This is a genomic window from Dehalobacter sp. TBBPA1, assembly GCF_040931655.1.
In the GTDB taxonomy this organism is placed as follows: Bacteria; Bacillota; Desulfitobacteriia; order Desulfitobacteriales; family Syntrophobotulaceae; genus Dehalobacter; species Dehalobacter restrictus.
The window spans coordinates 1,612,069-1,636,295 of sequence record NZ_CP162385.1 but is presented as its reverse complement, the minus strand read 5'-3'; the positions used below and the strand labels follow the sequence as shown (position 1 = coordinate 1,636,295).

22 protein-coding genes are annotated in these 24,227 nt (G+C 46.1%); 20 read left to right on the top strand and 2 right to left on the bottom strand.

Annotated features, from left to right (window positions below; all coding sequences use genetic code 11):
- Positions 1-68 precede the first annotated feature (68 nt).
- The 8 genes from AB3489_RS07980 (at position 69) to AB3489_RS07945 (ending at position 6,881) form a co-directional block, all read left to right on the top strand.
- On the top strand, positions 69-812 hold the full coding sequence (locus AB3489_RS07980; RefSeq protein WP_368292485.1) for a DnaD domain-containing protein: 744 nt from the start codon (positions 69-71) through the stop codon (positions 810-812).
- A 341-nt stretch (positions 813-1,153) separates the two neighbouring features.
- Positions 1,154-2,083: an ATP-binding protein gene (locus AB3489_RS07975; protein WP_368292483.1), complete on the top strand. Its 930-nt coding sequence runs from the start codon at positions 1,154-1,156 to the stop codon at positions 2,081-2,083.
- A 157-nt stretch (positions 2,084-2,240) separates the two neighbouring features.
- Complete coding sequence (locus AB3489_RS07970; protein ID WP_368292481.1) at positions 2,241-2,795, top strand: hypothetical protein; 555 nt, start codon at positions 2,241-2,243, stop codon at positions 2,793-2,795.
- 198 nt (positions 2,796-2,993) lie between these two features.
- Entirely contained in the window at positions 2,994-3,560 is a 567-nt protein-coding gene (locus AB3489_RS07965) for an ANTAR domain-containing response regulator (protein WP_025205623.1), read from the top strand.
- Positions 3,557-4,561, top strand: coding sequence for a phosphodiester glycosidase family protein (locus tag AB3489_RS07960; protein ID WP_368292478.1), 1,005 nt, complete (start codon positions 3,557-3,559; stop codon positions 4,559-4,561). The genes AB3489_RS07965 and AB3489_RS07960 overlap by 4 nt, the downstream gene beginning before the upstream one ends.
- Positions 4,558-5,628 (top strand): hypothetical protein, encoded by a 1,071-nt coding sequence (locus AB3489_RS07955; RefSeq protein ID WP_368292477.1) that lies wholly within the window; start codon positions 4,558-4,560, stop codon positions 5,626-5,628. Before AB3489_RS07960 ends, AB3489_RS07955 begins: the two co-directional genes overlap by 4 nt.
- A gap of 37 nt (positions 5,629-5,665) precedes the next feature.
- Entirely contained in the window at positions 5,666-6,364 is a 699-nt protein-coding gene (locus AB3489_RS07950) for a hypothetical protein (RefSeq protein ID WP_368292475.1), read from the top strand.
- A gap of 112 nt (positions 6,365-6,476) precedes the next feature.
- Positions 6,477-6,881, top strand: coding sequence for a ferritin family protein (locus AB3489_RS07945; RefSeq protein ID WP_368292473.1), 405 nt, complete (start codon positions 6,477-6,479; stop codon positions 6,879-6,881).
- Between the two features lie 7 nt (positions 6,882-6,888).
- Here AB3489_RS07945 and AB3489_RS07940 read toward each other — a convergent pair whose 3' ends face one another.
- A complete protein-coding gene (locus AB3489_RS07940; RefSeq protein ID WP_368292472.1) occupies positions 6,889-8,121 on the bottom strand; it encodes a mechanosensitive ion channel family protein in 1,233 nt (410 codons plus the stop codon).
- Positions 8,122-8,149: 28 nt separating this feature from the next.
- A complete protein-coding gene (locus AB3489_RS07935) occupies positions 8,150-11,020 on the bottom strand; it encodes a UPF0182 family protein (protein ID WP_368292470.1) in 2,871 nt (956 codons plus the stop codon).
- 194 nt (positions 11,021-11,214) lie between these two features.
- On the opposite strand from AB3489_RS07935, the gene trxB reads away from it, so the two are divergent.
- From trxB to pyk, 12 genes are all read left to right on the top strand, one after another.
- Complete coding sequence (gene trxB, locus AB3489_RS07930) at positions 11,215-12,129, top strand: thioredoxin-disulfide reductase (protein WP_368292468.1); 915 nt, start codon at positions 11,215-11,217, stop codon at positions 12,127-12,129.
- Positions 12,130-12,218: 89 nt separating this feature from the next.
- Entirely contained in the window at positions 12,219-12,644 is a 426-nt protein-coding gene (locus AB3489_RS07925) for a LysM peptidoglycan-binding domain-containing protein (protein WP_019225348.1), read from the top strand.
- Between the two features lie 165 nt (positions 12,645-12,809).
- A complete protein-coding gene (locus AB3489_RS07920) occupies positions 12,810-13,409 on the top strand; it encodes a rhomboid family intramembrane serine protease (RefSeq protein WP_368292467.1) in 600 nt (199 codons plus the stop codon).
- 178 nt (positions 13,410-13,587) lie between these two features.
- Positions 13,588-15,615 carry a penicillin-binding protein gene (locus AB3489_RS07915; RefSeq protein WP_368292466.1) on the top strand — a complete coding sequence of 676 codons (2,028 nt, stop codon included), beginning with the start codon at positions 13,588-13,590 and terminating at the stop codon, positions 15,613-15,615.
- A 37-nt stretch (positions 15,616-15,652) separates the two neighbouring features.
- Entirely contained in the window at positions 15,653-16,711 is a 1,059-nt protein-coding gene (locus tag AB3489_RS07910) for a M42 family peptidase (RefSeq protein ID WP_368292464.1), read from the top strand.
- A gap of 1 nt (position 16,712) precedes the next feature.
- Entirely contained in the window at positions 16,713-17,768 is a 1,056-nt protein-coding gene (locus AB3489_RS07905; RefSeq protein ID WP_368292462.1) for a M42 family metallopeptidase, read from the top strand.
- 162 nt (positions 17,769-17,930) lie between these two features.
- Positions 17,931-18,935 carry a M42 family metallopeptidase gene (locus tag AB3489_RS07900; protein WP_368292460.1) on the top strand — a complete coding sequence of 335 codons (1,005 nt, stop codon included), beginning with the start codon at positions 17,931-17,933 and terminating at the stop codon, positions 18,933-18,935.
- A 17-nt stretch (positions 18,936-18,952) separates the two neighbouring features.
- On the top strand, positions 18,953-19,702 hold the full coding sequence (larB, locus tag AB3489_RS07895; protein WP_368292459.1) for a nickel pincer cofactor biosynthesis protein LarB: 750 nt from the start codon (positions 18,953-18,955) through the stop codon (positions 19,700-19,702).
- Positions 19,703-19,781: 79 nt separating this feature from the next.
- The gene (locus AB3489_RS07890) at positions 19,782-20,507 is read left to right on the top strand and encodes a putative ABC transporter permease (RefSeq protein ID WP_368292457.1); all 726 of its coding nucleotides are present in this window, start codon (positions 19,782-19,784) and stop codon (positions 20,505-20,507) included.
- Positions 20,458-20,991: an HD domain-containing protein gene (locus tag AB3489_RS07885; RefSeq protein ID WP_368292456.1), complete on the top strand. Its 534-nt coding sequence runs from the start codon at positions 20,458-20,460 to the stop codon at positions 20,989-20,991. Before AB3489_RS07890 ends, AB3489_RS07885 begins: the two co-directional genes overlap by 50 nt.
- 229 nt (positions 20,992-21,220) lie before the next feature.
- Positions 21,221-22,231 carry a type I glyceraldehyde-3-phosphate dehydrogenase gene (gene gap / locus AB3489_RS07880; RefSeq protein WP_368292455.1) on the top strand — a complete coding sequence of 337 codons (1,011 nt, stop codon included), beginning with the start codon at positions 21,221-21,223 and terminating at the stop codon, positions 22,229-22,231.
- Positions 22,232-22,436: 205 nt separating this feature from the next.
- Entirely contained in the window at positions 22,437-24,164 is a 1,728-nt protein-coding gene (pyk, locus tag AB3489_RS07875; RefSeq protein ID WP_368292453.1) for a pyruvate kinase, read from the top strand.
- Positions 24,165-24,227 lie beyond the last annotated feature (63 nt).

The window sequence follows — 24,227 nt, the reverse complement described above, 5'->3', positions numbered from 1 at the left end:
ATATAGAATAGTAGCAATAATGCCAATAATTTTTTTCTAACATCAATGAATGGTATGAGGTGGTAGCATTGTCAAAAAACAAGGTATATGGGGGCTTTTGTCAAGCTCTTTTATTTTCCGGTTCTGTTTCAATTCCTGATTTTATTCTTAATCATTATACGGAACTTGGAATCGGTCACAAGGAAATGATGCTGATAATTCATATGATGACTGAGTCAAGTACGAACAGTGATCGTATTGAGGAACAGATCACCAAGAAAATGGGACTCTCGCTTGAAGAATACAATATTATGATCCAGAATCTTCAGACCAGGGGACTGCTTTCTGTCAATAGCCGCAAAGCGAAAAACGGCACGAACCGTGAATATGATTTCAGCGGGCTGATCGATCAGTTATTGGAATTATGGGGAATCAATGAGTTTAAGCAGATGTCCTCAGGCAGTGAACGTAATGGCAAAACGAACACAGAGAATATGCCGGACCCTTCTCAGGCTAAGCTGACTTCACTGTTTGAACAGGAATTAGGGAGGCCGTTAACCGGTCTGGAGTGTGAACATATTGAAAAATGGCTGATGGCCTCGTATTCCGAAGAACTGATAATTGAGGCTTTACGAAGAGGCGTTGGCGCCGGGATTCGGAGTTTCCGCTATCTCGATTCTATTTTAAGAGAGTGGGAGAAGAAGGGGATCAAAACGCGTCTGGAAGTCGAGGCTGAGGATCAGAATTTCCAGTCCAGACAAAACAGGAAAAATGTCAAGCCGTTGAAAGGCTTACCAAAAACGAAAAGTAAATATGATAATATTTATCTTTAGTACTGTGTTCTTAAATTACATGCACAAATTATTGAATTAACCTTTTGTATATTGTCCATTATCCATTATGTTAGGGTTAGTCTGTAGGCCACAGACTAACATAATTTCTTAAGGCTTGTCTGCGTGCCACAATTCCGCTTTCGGCCGTTGCGTCCTCCGTGACGCGTCGCTCCTTGCCATCCATGGCATCGCGACATTAGGCCATCCGTGGCCGTCAAAAGGCCGCGCTACGCACTCCATGCTCCGCTTGACGCTGGAACTGTGGCACGCAGACTAATAACAAGCATGTTAAAATGGTATTTGAAACATAAGTAGATAGAGATCATTGAAAGGTAACGAGATTGTTGTCAGAGGAGGGATTTGATCTGGAAAGAACGGATCGTATCATGGAGAGAGTGCTGCCGAATCAGGGAAACGCGAACATTGAAGATCGGACTGGAATCCAGACTACAACGGATCTAAATCCAGTCAATCAGCAGAAAACGGAGTCAAAGGTTCAGTTAAATATTCAGCCTGAAATGAATACCGAGTCTGGTGCCGTATGCCCGCTCTGCGGAGACAGGGGAATCGTCCTGAATGGAGATACGGCGGCACCCTGTTCGTGTATGGAGAAAAAGAGGATTGAAAACAGCTTTAAATATGCACGTTTGTCCAGGGAACTGATGAACTGCCGTTTTGAAAAATTCAGCCTCGAATACTATAGGAACACAAACACACAGCAGGATCAGGAAGATTACCTGAATGCCCAAAAAGCACTGAAGGCCGCCAGGGAATTTGTAAAAAATGTCCGGGCAAATCCCCATGAAGTCGGGCTACTCTTCACGGGCTCCGTCGGAAGTGGCAAAACGTTTTTGGCAGCTTCCATCGCGAATGAGATTCTGGAAAATAATCACAAGCTGCTCTTTTTGATTGTCCCGGACCTTTTGGATGAACTGCGCGCTACATTCAGCAATAAAAGTGAAAATACGGAATACGACTTGCTGGATATTGCCAGAACCGTACCAATTTTGATTCTCGATGACCTGGGGGCGCATAATTATACCGAATGGTCCCGCAACCGGATCTACTCTATCTTGAATTACCGTATGAACGAGCAGCTGCCGACTGTCATTACGACCAATCTTGATTTTGATGAGATCGATCATTATTTGGGAGAACGGACCTGCTCCCGGCTTCTTCAGATGTGCAGGATTTTCCGCTTGTCTGCACCGCAGGACATCCGGATGCAGAATTATTTAAAACGGGAAGGATTAAAAAAGGATAAAAAATAAGAGTACAATCAGAAAAACGCTAAGATATTTTCCTAAGCTGTCTGCTTAAGGTGAATTTCCTCAAACCATAAGGATTTTTCGGGTATAAACCTATGCATGTCCATGAAAAGCATGCATAGGTTTTCTATTAGAAATGGTTTTATGGAGGTGCAGACACTTGGCTAAATTCTTCATTATTAAAAGAAGGTATTTGTTTGTCGGAGGACTGGTCATATTGGTTGCTCTTATTGGCCTTATGGGCAGCTTGATCGGAAATACGGAGATCGTTTCCACTCCGGAACAAACAGAACCTGAGATTAAAATTGTAAGTATTGATTTTGATCCTCAAATTGTCATCCGGGACATCACTTATGGGGAGGAAATGTTTAAGGGAGTTCAGATCCTACCGGCAAGTCATTTTAAAGTCTCTGCGATCATTCAAAACATGACCGAGAACACGATGACCAATGTGCCGGTTATCCTGACCATTCAGTCCCTGGAAGATAAAAACAAACAGATCAGCAAGGAAGGGATTATACCGACACTGGAACCCGGAGCAACAGCTAAAATTGCCTTTGAAAATATTGATGCCTTAGGTGATGCAACCGGTAAGAGTGCGACGGCAGGCCAGCATGAGATGGTACTGGCGATCAAAGCCAATCTTGAAGGCGGTGCGTCTCAAAATACGGAAGCCAGGGTGGTTTTCAATGTCGATTCGTCAATAAAGTCCTGACTTTATCGAACCATGTAACCGCAGTAAAACAAAGTGTAAGGAAAAATCATTGCTTAGAAGCTTATAAATATAGTATCATTAAGTGCCTGGTACCTTGTTATCCAAAAAATTCTTGGTACAAAGCACTTATTTTTTTTTGCCTTGCCAAATAGTATAATAGAACTGTTGACCGATTTCTTGATGGAGTAAAGAGACTAAATGAAAAGAGCCATACTGATTAGCCAGGAAAAACAAATTAATGAATTGAATGCCATCCTGCCTTTAGCCAATTATCAGGCGATTGCAAGGACCGACAGCGGTATAGAGGCTCTGCGCATGGCGCAGCGGGTTGAGCCTGACCTGATCATTTGCGGAGGGGATATCCATGGGATTTCGCCGCTTGATCTTGTTCAGAATCTCGTACACGCCAATATTTGTCCGGTTATTTTCGTGCTTGATCAAAAGGATTATGTGAACCTGGATTTTGCGCTGAAAACCAATGTCCACCATATCATGACGGCTCCGCTCAGAGCGATAGATGTCGTCTCCGGGATTGCCCAGGCTGAACACCGGTTTAACAGAGAAATAGAACTGCGCAAAGAAATGAATAAATTAAATGATGAACTTAAAACAAGAAAACTGGTGTATCAGGCAATTTTAATCCTGATTGCAGCCGGGACGGATGAAGAAACAGCCTATGCCTCGATTCGAACAGAAGCGATGACCTCAAGAAAAACAATTCGGGCAATCGCTGCCGAAGTCGTAAAAGGAACGTGGAGACCTTGATAACAAAAAAACAATTTCTGATCCGGTTCATCGTTGGGAATATGTTGTTGTTCATCCTCTTAGGACCTTTCATTGTTTTTTACGGTCCTTTTCATTCGTTGACTTATGTTACAGTCAGTACGATTCTGTCGTCCCGCCATCCTCAAGTCGCGGATTTTTTTTTAGCGGATCAGAAAATTGCTGAGATCACTCAGAAATATGGAAATACATCAGTTACCGTGGAACCTGTCATCCAGCATATTGACCATCAAATTGTGGATGAAGAAAACGGGATCAGGCTAGAGAATATTCAAGGTAAATATTTTAAAGGCATTGTCATGCTCGTACGTAATCCTCTTCAGATTGAAGTAGCGGCTACCAAAGAGATTGGCGTAGCCGGACAACGCTTATCAGAACTGGTCACTGCGGAGGGTGCGGTAGCCGGTATAAATGGCGGAGGCTTTTATGATCCGAATTCTCAGGGGAACGGCGCTTATCCGGATGGGATCACCGTCAGGGATGGGCAGCTCATTCATGAAAACCTGAACGCAGAAAGTAGTGCGAATCTGATCGGTTTTAATAAGGAAGGCAAGCTGATCCTCCGGACAGTATCTGCCCAGGAACTCTCGTCCGGACTGATCGGGAACTTAGAGATTCAGCAGGCTGTCAGCTTCGAGCCAAACCTTATCCTGAACGGAGAGCCTCAGATCAAAGGTGACGGAGGTCAGGGCCTTGCTCCCAGAACAGGAATCGGGCAAAAAGCTGATGGTACGGTTGTTTTTGTTGTGATCGACGGCAGACAGCCTGAATGGAGTATGGGAGCCACACTGCGGGATCTGATGAATGTATTTATAGAATACGGGGCTGAAAATGCAGTGAATCTTGACGGCGGTTCTTCAACGGAATTGTTCTATCAAGGTCGGATTATCAATCAACTGTGGAACATCTACGGTGAACGTTATATGCCTACAGCTTTTGTGGTCATGCCAGGAAAGAATCAGAGTGGGGTGGGGCAGAATTGAAAAGACGATGGATGATCTGGCTGATAATGTTTTCCCTGGTCTTACAGCTTGCTGTTTATGCGCTTCTGAACTGGAAAGCAGATCAGCTGTTAAACCCTTCTTTGCACATTAATCAGGTTTATGTTTTGAAGACGGATCTCAGTCAGGCTGATAGTTTCATGCTGTCATACAATAAAAAGTTTTTGGCTTATCAAACTGGACGTTATCTTGAAGTCATTGACTTGACGACCAACACGAAAATTTTTGCGGAGAGTCCGGAAAAGGACACGGCAAAGATTGTTGGCTTCGCTTGGCTTCCGGACCGCAACGGTATGGTCTATCTGATAAGGGAGCAGAACAAGAACGCCGTAACAAGCTTATATTCAGTGGATTTCAGCACCGGCTCTTCTGAATTGAACAGCTTTAAACCGATGCTGGACAGGGAATTAAGTCTTGCGGTCGATCAGGTGCTGCAAATTGAAATGTCGACGTATACGAACAAGCTATTTATCTTGTTTAAGGATGACAATCAGACTCACCAGCTGATTACAATGGATATTATGAAGACCCTGAACAGGGTGAATCAGCAGGGAGAAGAAATTCTAAACATTGCGGTTTCCAATAAATTCGGCAGCATCTATGCAGAGAGCAGAATGGGGATGAACAAGACGATTGATGTTTATCAGGTCGGCCGTAAGAATCATATTTCAGTTGATCCTGAAGATACGCTGCTTGGCTGTCGTGACGACAAAATCTATGTTGGCAAAATCAGCGGGAACATTCTTCAGGAGGTGACCGTTTATCAAGTACAGCCATCCGGCCCGGCGATGACGGAAACCGTGGTCTGGCAAGGGGAGATTCCGTATGCGGAGACAGAAACAAAAATCAGCAATACGAATCAGGTCATGATCAAAAGCAAGGGACGCCTGGACGTCATTTCCGCTAACGGTAAACATCAATGGCTGAGATTACCGGATGTGTCCGCTACAAAATCCAATACGGTCATCATCTTAGCTCCAACGGGTGATTTGTACCTGGAGCTTTTGCCGGGAAACGAGAAGTCTGTTTATTACTGGAGGGAAGTATAGTTCATGTCAATTTTAAAGTTAACGAGGTACTAGTCCCATGATGGAGCATATGCCTGAAAAGGTTTTAAATGAATATAACCGAGCTCGCTTAAATGAAGAAGCCGTAAATATTGAAAAAATAGTTTTCTATAAAACCGACAGGCGTGTCAATCCAAAGCAGGAAACTCCATTCCTGTTAACAATCGGGGAACTGCCCGTACTGGTGTCTGCCCCGCATGCGGTCAGGCATTACAGGCAGAAAAAGATCCTGATGTCGGATCAGTTCACAGGCTCCGTTGTCTTCCTGTTAAACAAATTGACGGGATGCCATGCCATAGCAGCGACGAAGCTCTACGGCGGAGACCCGAATGCCGACGATCCCTGCATGTATAAAGACCGGATCGCCAGCTTCTGCCGTGAAAAGAAAGTAAAGATTGTTCTGGACATTCATGGGGCTGCCCGGGAGAGAGATTTCGATGTGGACCTGGGCACAAATCAAAAGAAGAACCTGCTTGGCAAGGCGAATATTTTGGAAATCCTGGAACAAAACTTCCGGGATTTCGGCTTAGCCAGAGTTTCGACGGACTTTTTTGCCGCTTCCGGCGCGAATACCGTCTCCCATTTTGTCTCACACGAACTGGGAATTCCGGCAGTACAGATAGAGATCAATAAACATTACCGTGTTCCAGCTCAGAATGCCTTGGGGTTTCACCGTCTAATAGGTGCCCTGGCGGAAAGTGTAAAACGACTGGCCTGAACGCGGCCAATGCGTACTTAAAATTTTCTGATCAGGAAATTAATAGCCAGGCACGATCCGTGAATTAATGAGATAGAATAAACCAACAATTAATGTTGGGGAGGTATCTTATATGGTTCCGGGCACAAGCTCATTAACTCAGGATTTGGTCAGGGCTATCAACGGAGAGTATAGCGCGATCGCCTGTTACGCCAAGCTGGCTGAAAAAGCGCCGAATCAGGAAATAAGAAAACAAATCCTGGAGATCCGCCAGGACGAGGTGCGGCATTATCACATATTTTCGCAGATATTTACTGAAATCACAGGGACAAAACCAAACCCTCAGATGACTGAAGAATGTCCTGCCGCTTACAGGGCGGCTCTAAAGTCTGCCTTTCAGGATGAGCAGCATACGGTTGATTTCTATCATAATGTGGCTGAAAAGACACAGGATCCTTTTATCAGGGAACAATTCAAAAGAGCAGCCGCCGATGAGCAAAACCATGCAGTCTGGTTCTTGTGGTTTTTAAAAGTCTAAAGAAAGCTCACAGCCCCATATGCCGCAGATCGTAGCCGGTGGGGCTTTGATAAATCCGCAGCTCAAACTCCGGAACAATGGCCAGGATATGGTCAAAAATATCGGCCTGGACGGTTTCATAGCTTTCCCAGGATGTATCCTTGGTAAACGCATAGATTTCGATCGGAATCCCGTACTCGGTCACCGGAAGCTGACGTGCCATCCTGGTCATTTCCGGGTGGATCTCCGGGTGGTTTTCAAGATAGGTCTGAAGGTAGGCCCGAAACGTACCAATGTTCGTAAGTCTTCTGCCGTTTACGAGCTGAGCAGGATCAATGTTATGTTCCAGGTTGTATTTCTCAAGCTCCCGTTTTTTATTCTCGATATACTCAGAAAGATATCGGAATTCCTTGAACTTCGCCAGCATATCATCGGTGCAGAAACGGATGCTGGAACTGTCAATAAAAATAGATCTCTTAATTCTTCTGCCGCCGGATTCCTGCATACCGCGCCAGTTTTTAAAGGAATCGGAGATCAGGGCATACGACGGAATTGTTGTAATCGTATTATCAAAGTTTCTGACTTTGACGGTGTTCAGGGAAATGTCCGTAACGTCTCCGTCAGCGCCGTACTTGGGCATTTCTATCCAGTCACCGATCCTGAGCATATCATTGGAAGACAGCTGAATCCCCGCTACCAGACCTAGAAGAGAATCCTTGAAGATCAAGAGGATGATTGCCGTTACTGCTCCAATTCCGCTTAGCAGAAGGAGAGGGGAACGGTCAATCATCGTAGCAATCATCCAGATGCCGCCGATGAGCCAGACGACTATTTTCAGGGCCTGGACGATGCTGCGGATCGGTTTGAACCGGGAAGCTTCAAAAGTCCGATAAATATCGTCAATCGCGTCAAGCAAAGCGAGCATGGCCAATGTGCCGGCCACAATGATGTAAATAATCGCTATTTTTTGAATGAAGCCGGAATATTCCGGGAACAGTCCGGCTACGGCGTAGATTACAATTGCCGGGATCATATGCGCCAGGCGTCTGAAGACTTTCCTGCCAAGAAGCTTATCATCCCAGAGGATTTTGTTGCGATGGATGTAGAAAGCAAGGATTCGCAGGAATACTTGCTTTGTAACGATGAAGGCCAAAATACTGACCAGCAGAACCATAACCACCGCTGCGGCATTCGCGATCAGGACTGCAGCCGTTTCTTCAATTCCTTTGTAAATCAGCCATTGATCCAGATTGAATATCATACGCACTACCTTTCAAATGTGGATGTGCCTATCGGCCCGCGTTCACGGTAGCTTCAGCTGTATCTTTAGCAGAGCCGGCGGAGGCATTACCAGCATTATCATCCGCTGGAAGCGCCTGGCTGGTATCCAATCCGCTGTCCACAGTAAGGCCTTTGTTATTGATGGTTGTGAGCTGATTTTCCAAGGCGTCAAGCATTTCCCTAATCTGCTTAATCTGGTCCAGTACACTTTGCAGCTCTGTTTTCGTGGTATCTGTTGCATTTGTCTGATCAGGATTTCCTGCATTATCAACAGGCGTTTCCTGCAGCGTATCCAAAGATGGGATATAACGGCCAAAGATTTCCTTCAGTCCTTCTTCAAGCGTTTCGGTCATCGCAATCTTATCTTCATAGATGATAACCACGCGTTTCAACTCAGGAATACTGCCGTTGGTCGTGGACTGCAGATAAATGGGCTCCACAAACAGGAAATTCCCGCCAATCGGCAATACTAGGAGATTTCCCCTGAGAACGCTCGATCCTTTTTGGTTCCATAATGCAAACTGTTGGGAAATTACGGGATCCTGATCGATTCTGGACTCAACCTGGAATGGACCGTCAATTTCCATATTTTTAGGCATTTTATATAAGACGAGTTTTCCGTAATTCTCGCCGTCCATCCTGGCGGCGAGCCAAGCGACAAGATTATTCCGACTGTTCGTAGTACTTGAGGCCGGGGTAAAAGGCTGCATCAGTACAAATTCTTCGTTCGTTTCCCCGGGCAGTTTCATGATCACGTAATAGGGTTCCACATTTTGTTCCGATGAACCGTAAATTTCCTTTGCAACGTTCCAGGCATCTTCTTTATTATAGAATACTTTGGTGTTGGTCATATGAAACGTGTTCAGCATGTCACACTGGATTTTGAACATTGTTTCCGGATAGCGCAGGTGCGATTTTATAGAATAGGGCATTTCCGAAATACTTTTAAATACACCCGGGAAAATCCTTTGATAGGTCTGAAGAATAGGATCTTCTTTGTCGACCGCGTAGAAATCAACGGTCCCGTCATAAGCATCGACAACGACTTTAACGGAATTGCGGATATAATTAAAATCCTGGGTGGAGTATTTGCTGGAGTAAGGAATGCTGTTCGTTGTCGTATAGGCATCAATGATCCATTTAATCTTGCCGTTGTCAATGATTGTATAAGGATCGTTATCATAGGTCAGAAATGGCGCCAATTTCTTGGCCCGCTCCAGAACATTCCGGTACAGAAGAAGCTTGCTTTCCGAAGTTACTTCTCCGGCCAGATAAAAACGCGGGGTCATCTGATGAAGAGACAGCATCAGTTTGTTAAAGGCAGTAAATGGGATACCTGTCTTGCCGGTATAGCTGCTTTCCGCATTTTCATTGCCTAGGGGATAATCAAATTCTTTGGACTTGGTGTTGGCGACGACCCAGTCATTCGTCAGTTCGCCAAAGTAGATTCGCGGTTCGGTAATCTTCAGTTCCGTATAGTCTGTTTGCGGCGGCACATTGCTTACTGCAAAAGCAGGAAGCCCTTTGGTGGTGACAGCATTGGCGAAAGAAGCGGTTAAGCCGAAACCATGCGTGTATTTAAACCGGGTGTTAACAAAGGTCAAGGCTTTCGGATCGAGGTCCTGAAGCGAAATTTCCCTCGCCGAGAGCATAACCTGGCGATATGTATCACCAATCTTGTAGCGGTCTACATCAATATCATTAAATTTATAGTATTGGCGTATCCCTTGTTTTTGCGTGTAGATCTGCTGCATGGGGCGGGGATCATTCAGGCGGATATTATTCAGTGTTCCGAGTTCGTTTTTTAAGTCTTGTGCAGTAACCGTCTCAACCCCGGTGTAGTCCTGTTCCTTGATTTTATCCAGACCGTAGGCATAGCGGGTCATTTGGATTTCACTGGCAATATACGGCGCTTCTTTTTGCAGCTCGTTTGGAACGACAACCAGGGACTGGAGCATGGTAGGAAAGATACCGGAAGTGAAAAACGAAAAGACAATCAAAAACGAGACCGGCAGGGTCAACAAACGGGAATCTTTTCGGAAAAAAGCGATAAGGGAAAACAGGAAACAAACCAGGCTCACAACGACGAGGATTTTAAAGACTGGAAGCGAAGCGTAAATGTCGCTGTATCCGGCGCCGACGACGTGACCTCGATGCGAGTAAACGATTTCATAGGCGCTGATATAGTAGCCAAAGCCTTTCAGCGCAAAAAGAATGGTTAAAAGAACCCCAAGGTGTCTTCTGGCCGTAGGACTGATGACGACAGCATCTTTCTTCCAGATCCGGATGGAATGGAAGCGGACGACCCCCGTCATAATATAAAAAAGTGCGGTAAACAAGGTTAAAATAAGGATTGGAGAGAAAAATGCGTTATAAATGGTCTCAAAGAAAGGAAGCTTAAACACAAAAAAACCAAGATCCTGATTAAACAGCGGGTCGGAATAATGAAAGGAAGAGGCATTTACAAAGGACAGAAAATCAAGCCAGCCGGTAAAACCGACGATGAAGCTCACAATAATACTGATCACGGCAGATAAAACAAGCAGGGAAATGGTAACCCTGCGCGGACTGACAGCAGGCGGAAGGTTGACTTCTTCGACCAGTCTGATCCTTTTACGGAATCTTTCATTGTAAAACGTTGTAAACGCATGTCTTCCCGACATCAGTGTTGCGAAAATCACTAAAAACAACATTGTTCCGTTAATGGCCTGAATAAGTACTTTGCTGAAGAACGGTGTCCAGAATAGAGTTGCGTACCCTAAGTCGGTAAACCACAGCCAGTCTTCGTAGAATCCGCTCAAGGCCGAAAGCACAGCAATAATAATGATGAGTAAAACGAGTACCTTGAGACCAGGTTTTAAAATAGATTTCCCGCGCATATTTCCCTCCTGAGTTAAATTGTTCAAATCACAGAAATGTATGTAACATCTGCATATTTATTTTTTATTGTTGGCAATATATTCATAGTTTATCATAAAATTCATCTTATTGGCTTCCTGAAAATAAATTTCTGAGCTATACTTTTAATAAACAAGAAATTAACCTGAGAATAAAACAAAAGGTTGGTGCAGCAATGTATGATCTGATTATTATCGGAGGCGGCCCTGCAGGGCTTACAGCAGCCATTTATGCGGCAAGGGGCGGATTAAAAACAGCAGTTGTCGAATCCATGATGCCGGGCGGGCAGGCAGCGGCGACAGAAAAAATCGAAAATTATCCGGGATTTCCGGAAGGGATTACCGGCTTCGATTTGATGAATGCTTTTTATACACAAGCCATGAATCAGGGCGCCGAATTCATTTTCGAACCGGTCCTGCATCTGGATCTTCAGAAAGATATGAAGACGGTTGTGACCGGACAGCAAACCCTCGAAGCGAAAGCGATGATCATTGCTGCCGGATCCAAGCCGCGTTTTTTGGGCGTAGCGGGAGAAGATACCTTTCACGGACGCGGCGTATCGTATTGTGCCACTTGTGATGGGGCGTTTTATAAAGGAAAGAAAGTCGCTGTCATCGGCGGTGGAAACGCCGCGCTTGAGGAAGGTGTCTACCTGACGAAGTTTGCATCTGAAGTCTATATCGTTCATCGCCGAAAAGAATTCAGAGCTTCGCAGATAGCAGCCCAAAGGGCGAAAGAAAATCCGAAAGTTAAGTTTGTCCTGGACAGTGTTGTTCAGGAGATCGCCGGGAATGATAAAGTACAAAAAATAATTCTTAAGAATGTCGGTTCTGGGGCTGTGGAAGAAATCGAGGTTGACGGTGTCTTTATTTATATCGGCACCGAACCAAATACCAAGTTTACGTCAGAATACTTTGAAGTCGATCAATATGGGTATATTATCACAGATGCTTTGCTGAAAACAAATATTACTGGGGTCTATGCGGCCGGAGATATTCGTAATACCCCTTTGAGGCAGGTTGCAACCGCAGTCGGGGATGGAGCGCTTGCGGCAGTTCAGGTTGAAAAGTTTCTGGCGAAAATGGAATAGAAATATGAAAAATAATCAGACAATTATTACCATGTACAGACACTTTAGCAGTGTTTCTCCATATCCTATAACAAAAAGGAGGTATGGAGATGTACTTCGGAAGAAAATCCGGCTATATGAATCAGCCGCCGGCTGTAAATATGATGAATCAGCCTGATATGACCGGTATGATGAATCAGCCTGAGATGACTGGTATGATGAACCAGCAGGATATGATGGGCATGATGAACCCGGAAATGATGTCTCAGTATGAACAGATGGGTCCTGAAGGCATGTATGCGGAGCAGACGCAGTCAGGGTATACCTGCGATCCATGCGGCTGTACACCTTATTATGAACACATGGAGGTTCATAAGCCGCTGCCGGAAGTTTATGTCGTTCAAAAAGGGGATACCGTTTACAAAATTGCGCAGAGATATGGACTGGATTGGCGTGAACTTGCTGGGTATAACCATCTAGGCAATCCCGATCTTATCTATCCCGGTGAAAGACTTTTTATTCCTCCCAGATATTAAGTGAATCATGTTCCCGCGTCAGGTGCGGAGGACAAAACCGGCAGCCGGATACACATTCAGGGCTCTTAAGGTGCACACATTCCGGCTGCCGTCTTTCTCATGAATTTTCTAGTGAATGCCGATAAACATGGGCATTTTTAATCATTATGATGATTGGTGGATGGAATGAATACGACATATAAGGAAGAATTCAAAGTTTTTTATGTAACCTATTTGCTTGTCCTGATCAATGTGGTTGTTTTTCTTGTCATGGAGCTGGCCGGGGGGACACAAAACCCATATGTCCTGATCTTTTTCGGGGCTAAAATGAATACATTGATCGATGTAGGGCAATACTGGCGTCTTTTGACCAGTATGTTTATACATATCGGTTTTACCCACCTGCTGTTTAACGTGTACGCACTGATTGTTCTGGGGAAATTAGCCGAGAGATTGTTTGGCCATGGCCGCTTTTTGCTGATTTACCTGTTCAGCGGTTTGGCCGGGTCACTCATCAGTTATCTCTGGGGACCCGAATTGTCGGCAGGTGCCTCCGGAGCGATATTCGGCCTGCTGGGGGCAATTATCATTTATGGCTGCAGAAAACCAGCGTTTTGGAAAACGGGTCTGATTACCAATCTTGCAATCGTGCTCGGTATCAACTTGGTCTTTGGTGTTGTTTTTTCTGGTATCGATAATTTCGCCCATTTAGGAGGACTTTTTGGCGGTGCTGTCAGCAGTGCGCTTCTCCTCTTCTTGCAGCGCCAAAGACAAAATTTACATTGAATGCTTTCGTTTAATTGGGGGAGAATAGATTCAAGCTCACAGATCTTAGCAAGGTGGTTTTTATTTAATTGCCATCGATAGTTAAGATTATGTGAGCTTTTGATGTTTTGGATCTTATCAACTTGAAAACATATGGTAAAATAGAAGCAGAGCATCATGACAGGAAAGGAACAACACCGTGAAAAAAACGAAGCAGTATTTTTACCGGGAGTGGGTTATCTATGGCCTGCTCATCGGTTTGAGCGTTTTAATATTAGGAAGACTGTTTTACCTCCAGGTTATCAATTCCGCAGAGTTAAAGGCCAGAGGTGCGGATTTCCAGGCGATAAGACAGACCATGCTTTATGAGCGGGGAACCATTATGGATGCACAGGGCAATGTGCTGGCGAAAAGTGTGCCGGTGAAGGATGTCTATGCCGATCCGAGAATGCTGGATAAATCCATTGCCAAGGATAAAACGCTGACAAGCGAACAAATATTACAAAAAAAAGAGAAAATCGCTGAAAATATTGCGGCCATTTTGGGGGAAGATAAAAATGATATTCTTACCCTACTGCGAAAAGACTTGGCATGGGTCAGCCTGAAACGGCAGGTAGATATCAGTACGGCGGAAAAAATTAAAGAACTTGATATTCAAGGAATCGGCTTCAGTGATAATTATAAAAGAAGCTATCCGGCAGGGGAGATGGGAGCGGCTATACTTGGCATCGTCAATATGGCGGGAGACGGGGTTGAAGGTCTGGAGTATTCCTACAACGCCGAGCTTAAAGGGGAAGCAAATTTAGAGAATCCGGTAGAAACGGATCAAAACAATGAGATTCAGGATAATGTACAGTCAGGGGACAATTTAACCCTGACCCTCGATTCCACCATTCAGCATCTCATTGAACACGAACTGGATGATATTGTCGCAGAAACCAAGCCACAGAGAGCGGTTATCCTGGCCATGGATCCAAAGACCGGCAAAATACTCGGTATGGGCTCCAGACCGTCCTATGATCCGAGCAACTATGCCTCCACCAAACCGGATCAAAGGAAAAACCTGGCCATCAGCATGATTTATGAACCCGGGTCCACGTTTAAAATCATCACCGGATCGGCAGCACTCGAAGAAAATGCCATTAATACGACCCAACTCTTCAAAGATCCGGGCTATTGGGTTGTCGGGGGCCGCAGGATCACAAACTGGGATTCCGACAAAAAGGCGCATGGCAACATTACTTTCGTCGATGGCATGAAGCTGTCTTCCAACGTTGTACTTGCCCAGGTCGGACAAAAACTAGGCAGAGACCTATTCTATACATACTTAAAGTCTTTTGGCTTCGGAAGTCTGACAGATATTGATATTTCCGGTGAAGAAAGGGGCCTATTGATTGACAAGAGCAGGGTCAAAAGCCTTGAACTGGCGACCATGTCGTTCGGTCAGGCCAACCTTGTCACCCCGATCCAGCTCTTAACGGCGATCTGTGCGGTGGCCAACGGAGGCCAGCTCATGCAGCCGTATATTGTAGAAAACATTAAGAATAAGGACGGGGAGATCGTCAGTAAAACCCAGCCGAAGATTGTACGTCAGGTTATTTCCAAGACAACCAGCAAGACCATGAGCGATATCCTCGTGAGTGTCGTAGACAGCGGTACCGGAAGCCGGGCTAAAATTCCCGGTATCAAAGTTGCCGGCAAAACGGGAACAGCCCAGAAAATTGATCCTGAAACCGGGAAGTACTCGGATACCGATTATATCGTCTCTTTTGTCGGCTATGCTCCGGCCAACGATCCAAAGATCGCAGTACTGGTCGTTATTGATACACCGCATGCACCGGTCATCCAGGGGGGAACACTCGGTGGACCACGCGTTAAAAATATTATCGAGGGCACTTTACAATATTATGGCGTGCCGGTTTCCGCTGAGACCCCGAGTGATCTTACCAAGGTTGACCCTGACGTTCTGGCGGAGCAAGCGGCCGCGAAAAATGGTAATACGGAAGCAGACAAGAACAGTCCTCCTGCCAGACAGGCCGGGGAAGGCGAAGTGCTTGTACCTGATCTGAAAGGACTGACCATCAGACAAGCCGGCGAATTACTAGGAAAACTGGATTTGCGCTATGAATTTGGCGGCAGCGGCCTCGCCTATAAGCAGTCACCGGAGGCCGGCAAAGTTGTCAATAAGGGAGATACGATCGAAGTTCTGTTTGGCACAGGTGAGTAGCTTCGATTGAGGGATAACAGGTACTAAGGAAAGGAAGATGCACGTGCTAAGGAATTCCTTCGAGCTCGCGCGGGAACTTACCTGTTCGTTGACGGAAATGACAGGTGTTTCCGGATATGAACAGGGTTTAAAAACAACACTTCAGGATATTTTTGCGCCACTATCGACAGAGACTTTCTCTGATTTTATCGGCAATTTCTATGCGGTTAAGAAAGGAGAGCACAGCGGGAAACATTCCGTAATGCTCGCTGCCCATATCGATGAGATCGGGTTGATGATCACCCATATTGATGAAAGAGGATTTTTACACTTTGCCACGCTCGGCGGAATTGACCAGAGAACCTTGCTTTATCAGGAAATCCTGGTACACGGAAAGGAAGATCTGCGTGGCGTAGTTTGCCTGGGATCTTCCCACAAGGACAGCAAGAAGCGGCAGACCCTCGATATAGAGGACCTGGTGATCGATATCGGTTTTAATGATGCAGGGGCAGCTCAAATGGTTAAACCGGGAGATATCGCCAGCATCAAAAGGGGCCCGCTGCAGCTGCTTAACGACAGAATATCCGGCAAAGCGCTTGACGACAGAGCTGGAGTCGCAGTACTGGCGGTATGCCTGAACGAACTGATGGGTATGAAACATCAGCATGATGTGATAGCGGTCGCTACAGTTCAGGAAGAGGTTGGCTTAAGAGGAGGGCTTACCAGCTCGGAGCGGCTTCTGCCGTCACTGGCAGTTGCCGTTGATGTGACGCATGCCCAGACGCTGGATACCAAAAGTCAGGTTTCCGCTGAACTGGCAAAAGGACCGGTGATCAGTCTAGGCCCGAATATCCATCCCTGGGTTCACGCCAGGATCTCCGACAGTGCCCGGCAGAACAGGATTGCCTGTCAGCAGCAGGCGGTTCCAGGGGCGACAGGAACCGATGCCAGAGTAATTCAGCTAGCCGGTTACGGCATACCGACCGGATTGGTGTCCATACCTCTCCGGTATATGCATACATCCGTCGAGACGGCCTCGCTGCAAGATATTGTTGAGTGCGGCAAGCTGCTGGCGTATTTCATTGCGTCGTTGCCGGAAGAATTGGGGGAACTCTAACATGCTGTTAAAAGAATTATCTGAACTTAACGGCGTATCAGGAAATGAGAAACCGGTCAGGGACTTTATTCTGGCGCATCTTAAAGACCGACTCCAAGACAATTTGAATTCCTGCAGGACGGATCAGATCGGAAATCTACTGATAGAGAGAAAAGGGGTCGGCAAAGAGTTCAGCGAAAATCTGCCAAAAGTCCTGGTCTGCGCCCATATGGATGAAATCGGCCTGATGATTACGGAAATTACCGCGGATGGCTATCTGAAATTTCAGACCGTCGGCGGTATTGAACCAGGGATTTTGATTGCCAAGACCGTCGTATTCGACAGCGGTCTGCAAGGCGTCATCGGTTTGAAAGCCGTTCATTTGCAGAAAACGGAGGAAAGAAAAAAAATCCCGGATATTGAGGATCTGTACATCGATATCGGGGCATCTTCCAAGGCAGAAGCAGAAAATGTTGTGAAACTGGGCGATTACGTCACCTTCCCAACAGTGTTTGAAGAGATTGGTTCAGGACTGTACAAAGGCAAAGCCCTTGATGACAGGGTAGGCTGCGCGGCGGTCATAGAGCTCTTAGAACAGGATTATCCCTGTGATCTGACAGCTGTATTCACAGTACAGGAGGAGGTTGGCCTGCGCGGATCGAAAGTGGTAAGCAATTATCTTCAGGTAGATCTGGCCCTGGTTGTTGAGGCGACACGCGCTGCTGATTTTACTGAATCCGAACGGGAAAACTGGATTGTCACGCTGGGAAACGGTCCGGCCTGTTCGCTGATGGATTCCGCAACAATCTATAAACCTGGACTCGTCCAAAAAGTGATGGCTGTAGCTGCAAAGAATAATATTCCGCTCCAGTTCAGACAAGGGGCTGCCGCGGCTAATGATGCGGGAAACATCCATCAGGCCGGTAGCGGGATACCCACGATTACACTCAGTGTACCGTGCCGAAATATCCATACGATGAGCTCCATTATTTCCCTAAAAGACTATCAGCACTGTATACAGCTTCTTCAATGCATTTTAAATGACATCCACGATTTCTTAAATCTAAATATTTCTTAACATAGTCTGAGGGCCATAGTTCGGCGAAAAGCGAAGCTGGATGCGGAGCGCGGCTCTTTGCGCCAAGGATGCCACAAGAGCCGAAAAGCGGTATTGCGGTCCTCGAACTTACCCGAGAAAATACATCTAATGGAATCCCTGATAAGAAGTAGGAGGCTCTTTATGACAGATACAAAACCTTTAGACTCTTTAGATTTCACCTTACTTCAGCAGCTCACCCAGACTTTTGGTCCTTCAGGCCAAGAACATAACGTTGCGGCGCTGATTTTAGACCAGACAAAAAATGATGCTGATACCGCTTATACGGATACGCTGGGTAATCTGATTGTCAGAAAAAAAGGCCAGGGAAAGAAAATGATGATTGCCTGCCATATGGATGAAGTCGGCATCATGGTTACCCATATCAATAAGCAGGGCTATCTGTATTTTGCACCGGTTGGCGGTTTACGAGATCATGTTCTGCTCGCGCAGCGCTTTGTTTTTGCCAACGGAGCAGTAGGTGTCGTCAGCCGCGAAGAGAAAAAGAAGCCGGATGAAAATTCACCGGAACGGCTGTTCCTCGATCTTGGAGCAACCAGTGAGCAAGAGGCCAGAACGATGGTTCGGGAAGGCGATATGGCCGTATTCTCCGGAGCTTATCATGAGACCAAAGACTGTATGATCTCCAAAGCGCTGGATAACCGGGCAGGCTGTTTTATCGCCTTGGAAGTATTGAAAAGAGTCAGCAGCCAGGATGATTTGTACTTTGTGTTTACTGCCCAGGAAGAAGTAGGCGCGCGCGGAGCAAAAACAGCCGCCTACGCGCTGGAACCGGATCTCGCTTTGAATATCGATACGACGTTCAGTTTTGATATGCCCAGGGAATACGAGGTGCCGCGGACTTCTCTGAATAAAGGTATTGCGATTAAAGTGATGGACAGATCGATCGTCGTATCTCCCCAAATTAAAAACTGGATGGCTGAAATCGCCGAACAGCACGAGATACCCTATCAATGGGAAATCATTACAAAAGGAGGTACCGATTCCGGACCAGTTCACCTGACCAAAGGCGGGATCCCTACCGGGGGCCTGGCTGTTCCAGTCCGGCATCTGCATACGCCAGGGGAAATTGCGTCTAAAAACGATATTAGATCCGGTATATCGCTGTTGCTTGCCTTACTTGAATAAGAGAGAGTAGGAATAACATGAAAGATAAAATCAAACAAATCCTGAATCAGATTCAGGACAGTCAGATTTCAATCGATGAAGGCTTGCAGCAGCTTGAGCAGATGTACAGCTGTGACATGGGCTATGCGCGTTTGGATACTCACCGTCAGTATCGTAAGGGGTTTCCGGAAGCAATCTTTTGTCCGGGCAAAACGACAGACCAAATTGTTCAGATTGCCAAAAAACTGCATGAGGTTTCCGATCAGAACGTACTCGCAACAAGGGCCGGCAGGGAAGTCTATGAGGCCGTCTGCCGGGAGATCCCGTCGACTGAGTTCAATGAAACCTCCCGCACGATTGTGATCAGAAAAGGGGTTCAAAGGTCTGTTGGCAATATCCTCGTTGTGAGTGCAGGTACTTCAGATCTGCCAGTTGCCGAAGAGGCAGCTGTAACCGCGGAAGCTATGGGAAATAAGGTCGAACGCATGTATGATACAGGCGTAGCAGGTCTTCACCGACTATTGTCCCAGTCGGAGCGGCTGCAGCAGGCCAAGGTGCTGATTGTTGTCGCCGGGATGGACGGCGTGCTGCCAAGTGTTGTCGGTGGACTGGCCACCAGTCCGGTCATCGCGGTCCCAACAAGTGTCGGTTATGGCGCGAATTTTGGCGGACTCGCCCCTTTGCTTACCATGCTGAACAGCTGCTCGGAAGGAATCGGCGTTGTTAATATTGACAACGGGTTTGGAGCCGGGTATCTGGCTTCGCTGATTAATCAGGCGGGAATATAACCAGACCTAAAAAATAAAAGAATTTGTAAAATTATTGCGATAATTATCTTAGTCTTAAATGGAGGAAGGAGGGGGAATCATGGGAAGCAGCGGAATGGATATTCTGTTATTCTTTACAATCTATTCTTTTTTAGGCTGGATGCTGGAATCGGGGTTTGCCTGCATCGTCCATGGAAAATTTATCAACAGGGGCTTTTTAGCCGGATTCTTTTGTCCGCTTTATGGTTTCAGCGCTGTTTTAGTGCTTCTTTCTTCCGAATGGACGAGTTCCGTCTTTGGAAGCTCACCAGCTGCAGTGCTGATCAGTATTTTGATGGCTACCATGCTTGTTACCGGATTGGAATATCTGACAGGGTTCCTTCTGGAAAAAATATTCCACTGCAAGTGGTGGGACTACAGCAACAAAACCGCCAACCTAAGAGGGTATATCTGTCTCGAATATTCTGTACTCTGGGGCTTGCTGGCCTTTGTGCTGCTCCAGTACGTTCATCCGGTCATTTCGTCAAGGGTATTCTTGATACCGGCGGAAGTTAAGGCGTATCTGGTCATTGCGTTTGTTGTCTACTTCTTTGCAGATGCGGTGAAATCTGTCGGTGATGCGCTGAATCTCATGGAAGTCATTTTGAATTATGCCAACATTCCCGTAATCAAATATCGAGAAAATGTATTGAAATACAAACGGTTTTTTCTGGCTTTTCCACGCCTGATGGTTTTGAATGCGGGTATCATTAACCGTGATGTAAGGAGCATCCTGAATGAAAGGCTTAACAAAATTAAGATTGAACTTAAAAACAGATTCTTGTGATTTTGAAGAATACCGGGACTGTATTCAGGAATTGATCATTAACGAAAAACTGTATGTCATGGAGAAGTATATTCATCATAAGCATATTACCTGTCTGGAACACAGCTTTTCCGTGTCCTACACCAGTTTTATTCTTTGCCGTAGACTGGGGCTCGACTTCCGGTCTGCCGCGCGGGGCGGACTCCTGCACGACTTTTTTCTGTATGACTGGCATACGACGAAACCGGAAAAGGGGTTGCACGGATTTACCCATCCGTCAGCTGCTCTGGAAAATGCCGGAAAGTATTTTATTTTGAATGATGTAGAAAAGGACATTATTGTCAAGCATATGTGGCCCTTAACTGTGAAACTGCCGCGCTATACGGAATCGTTTGTTGTCGCCTTCGCAGATAAATACTGCGCACTGTTTGAAATCATTATTCCAAGATCGGCGATAGCAAGGAAGGATTGTTTAAAAACGTTGATGATCACTAATCACAATTAGAGAGAAAATGATAAACCAGGATAGTATCTCATTAGGTTATCCTGGTTTTTTCATGCAGTAATCCTTTAAATTTCCTGAAAGATTTGTTCTTTTCTGGGGACGCTATGTTCATATGCAAATACCAAAACAAAAACCAAAACAAAAATGTGCGAATTAACATTTTAAAGCAGGAATATGTTCATTTACACGGAATATATATGTTTAAATAAACATTTGGAGGATGATATTTATGTCCGTTAAAGTAGCAATCAATGGTTTTGGCAGAATTGGAAGGCTTTGTATGAGAGCTTTTCTTGAATCTTCAGGGGATTTGGAAGTCGTTGCAGTGAATGATCTTGGCAAAGCAGATATGCTGGCGCATTTGCTGAAATACGATTCTACCCACGGTACACTGCCTTACGATGTTATCGTCGAAGATGGTGTGATGAAGGTCAAAGGAAGCACCATCAAACTTTTGGCCGAAAAAAACCCGGAAGAGCTGCCCTGGAAAGAACTGGGCGTCGATGTCGTGATTGAATCGACCGGAAGATTTGTGGACAGGGAAGGCGCAGGTAAACACCTGAAAGCAGGGGCTAAAAAGGTTGTTATTTCGGCACCCGGTAAAGATGAAGATCTCACGATTGTGATGGGTGTCAATGACGACAAATATGATCCAGCCAAACATCATATCATTTCCAACGCTTCTTGTACCACCAACTGCCTGGCTCCTGTTGCGAAAGTGATTATGAAAGAATTTGGCATCGAGCAGGGAATGATGACGACAACGCACTCCGTAACCAATGACCAGAGAATTCTAGACTTTGAGCATTCTGACTGGCGCAGAGCCAGAGCTGCATTCCAATCAATGATCCCGACAACCACAGGAGCGGCAAAAGCCGTGGCCCTTGTTTTGCCAGAGCTCAAAGGAAAGCTGAATGGTCTGGCAGTAAGAGTCCCGACACCGAATGTGTCTTTGGTCGATTTTGTTGTGAATGTCAGCAAAGCGACGACGAAGGAAGAAGTCAATGCCAAGCTTAAACAGGCTGCAGAAGGTGAGCTAAAAGGAATCCTTTCCTATAACGAACTGCCCCTTGTTTCGAGCGATTATAACGGCAATAACGCCAGTTCAATCGTTGACGGACTGTCCACAATGGTTATCGGTGATAAGATGGTCAAAGTCCTGGCCTGGTATGACAATGAATCCGGCTATTCGAACAGGGTGATCGATGTGATCAAGATGATGGCTGCCCGCGGGTTTTAATTAATATGGGTTAGTCTCCATAATGGATAGCCGCTTTCGGCTATTGTGCCTTCCATGGCACAAAAAGCCGCGCTGCGCAATCCATGCTCCGCTTGGCGCTGGCTATCCATTACGGAGACCTAGTCTGGGGTTAGTAGAAGAATCTTAAGTAAATGTTAATTTAGAATCGCAGTGTTAGCCGAATTCAGTAAGAGAGGGCGATATGATGCGAAGAACCAAGATCATTTGTACGATCGGTCCTGCCAGTGAGCATCCGGATAAGATCAGACAGCTGATTCAGTCCGGCATGAATGTGGCCAGACTTAACTTTTCTCACGGCAGTCATGAGGCGCATGGAAGAACAATTGTGAACCTCAGGGTTGCTGCAGAACAAACCGGTGTTAATCTGGGGATCCTGCTGGATACCAAAGGTCCGGAGATTCGTACAGGCTTGGTTCCTGAACAAGGGGTCCATCTGGAAAACGGAAGCAACTTTATGCTTGATCAGGATGAAAGCCTCGGTTCAGCTGAGCGGGTCTTTGTGACCTATCCGGATCTCTGGAGCGAGGTTGTGCCCGGAAATCATATTCTGCTGAGTGACGGGCTGCTTGATCTGGAAGTCACCTCAGCTGAGAATGGACAAATCACGACGATCGTCAGGAACGGGGGCCTGCTAAAATCCCAAAAAGGGGTCAATGTTCCCGGCGCCAGCATTCAGTTACCGGCTCTCACGCTGAAAGATATTGAAGATATTCAGTTTGGGCTGCGAAACGGGATTGATTTTATCGCGGCTTCCTTTACCCGCAAGGCTTCGGATATTCTGGAAGTGCGGAAAGTTGTCGAGGAAGCGAACGCTGCGGTAAAGATTATCGCCAAGATTGAAAGTCATGAAGGCATACGTAATATCGACAGTATTTTGGAAGTTGCCGACGGTATTATGGTAGCCCGGGGAGACCTCGGCGTGGAGATCCCGGTGGAAGAAGTCCCAATTTTTCAAAAAGAGATTATTTGCAAATGCAATGCGTTGGGCAAAACAGTCATTGTAGCGACGCAGATGCTGGAATCGATGACGCACCAGCCGCGTCCGACCAGAGCAGAAGCAAGTGATGTTGCCAATGCAATTTTAGACGGCACGGACGCGATCATGCTCTCCGGTGAGACTGCAGCCGGTGAATTTCCGATCGAAGCGGTACAGACAATGGATAAAATAGCGCACAAGGCTGAAGGGATATTTTTTAAGACCAGTGCCCCGTTGGAAAAAGGACGCAATATTGCCGACGCGATCGGTCATGCCAGTTATACTATAGCAGCGGATCTGAACGCGGCCGCAATCATTACGCCGACCCAGTCCGGCAAAACAGCCAGAATGATTTCCCGTTACCGGCCGAAGTCGTTGATCATCGCAACAACGCCTTATCCCGAAGTAGCGAGAAGCCTGACCCTCAGCTGGGGTGTTCATACCATCATTGTCCCGGAAAGTACAGGAACGGACCAACTGCTTTCCGTTGCCGTGACAAGATCTTTGGATCAGAAATTGATTCAAACCGGCGATGTTGTTGTGCTGACTGCGGGTGTCCCGGTTGGTAAAGTTGGCACGACCAATCTGATCAAAGTCCAGGTGGTCGGGAATGTGCTGGCAAGAGGTACAGGGATCGGACGAAGAGCTTATTCGGGGAAAGCAAGCAAAGCTAGCGATCCGGAGAAATTCAGCCAAGGGGATATTTTTATAGCACCTTTTACCGATGCCGAGCAGCTGCCGGTTATGGCGAAAGCCGGTGCAGTTGTGGTTGAACGCGGAGGACTGACCTCGCATGCAGCCATCGTTGCTTTGGAATATGGGATTCCGGCAATCGTCGGAGCGGATGATGCTGTACAGAAGATTCAGGAAGGTGTTTTAATTACTGTAGACGCCTTGTCCGGCGTTGTTTATGAGGGTTCCGTTGCAATACTATAAACAAAGAACTGGCAGATCTAATACTTTGTCATACTTAAATAAACTTCAATATGGCAATAGCAT

Coding starts and splice junctions, on each gene's coding strand:
- AB3489_RS07965 (WP_025205623.1), top strand. CDS start 2,994: ATGAAAAGAGCCATACTGATTAGCCAGGAAAAACAAATTAATGAATTG.
- AB3489_RS07950 (WP_368292475.1), top strand. CDS start 5,666: ATGATGGAGCATATGCCTGAAAAGGTTTTAAATGAATATAACCGAGCT.
- AB3489_RS07945 (WP_368292473.1), top strand. CDS start 6,477: ATGGTTCCGGGCACAAGCTCATTAACTCAGGATTTGGTCAGGGCTATC.
- AB3489_RS07940 (WP_368292472.1), bottom strand. CDS start 8,121: ATGATATTCAATCTGGATCAATGGCTGATTTACAAAGGAATTGAAGAA.
- AB3489_RS07935 (WP_368292470.1), bottom strand. CDS start 11,020: ATGCGCGGGAAATCTATTTTAAAACCTGGTCTCAAGGTACTCGTTTTA.
- trxB (WP_368292468.1), top strand. CDS start 11,215: ATGTATGATCTGATTATTATCGGAGGCGGCCCTGCAGGGCTTACAGCA.
- AB3489_RS07925 (WP_019225348.1), top strand. CDS start 12,219: ATGTACTTCGGAAGAAAATCCGGCTATATGAATCAGCCGCCGGCTGTA.
- AB3489_RS07920 (WP_368292467.1), top strand. CDS start 12,810: ATGAATACGACATATAAGGAAGAATTCAAAGTTTTTTATGTAACCTAT.
- AB3489_RS07910 (WP_368292464.1), top strand. CDS start 15,653: ATGCACGTGCTAAGGAATTCCTTCGAGCTCGCGCGGGAACTTACCTGT.
- AB3489_RS07905 (WP_368292462.1), top strand. CDS start 16,713: ATGCTGTTAAAAGAATTATCTGAACTTAACGGCGTATCAGGAAATGAG.
- AB3489_RS07900 (WP_368292460.1), top strand. CDS start 17,931: ATGACAGATACAAAACCTTTAGACTCTTTAGATTTCACCTTACTTCAG.
- larB (WP_368292459.1), top strand. CDS start 18,953: ATGAAAGATAAAATCAAACAAATCCTGAATCAGATTCAGGACAGTCAG.
- AB3489_RS07890 (WP_368292457.1), top strand. CDS start 19,782: ATGGGAAGCAGCGGAATGGATATTCTGTTATTCTTTACAATCTATTCT.
- AB3489_RS07885 (WP_368292456.1), top strand. CDS start 20,458: ATGAAAGGCTTAACAAAATTAAGATTGAACTTAAAAACAGATTCTTGT.
- gap (WP_368292455.1), top strand. CDS start 21,221: ATGTCCGTTAAAGTAGCAATCAATGGTTTTGGCAGAATTGGAAGGCTT.
- pyk (WP_368292453.1), top strand. CDS start 22,437: ATGCGAAGAACCAAGATCATTTGTACGATCGGTCCTGCCAGTGAGCAT.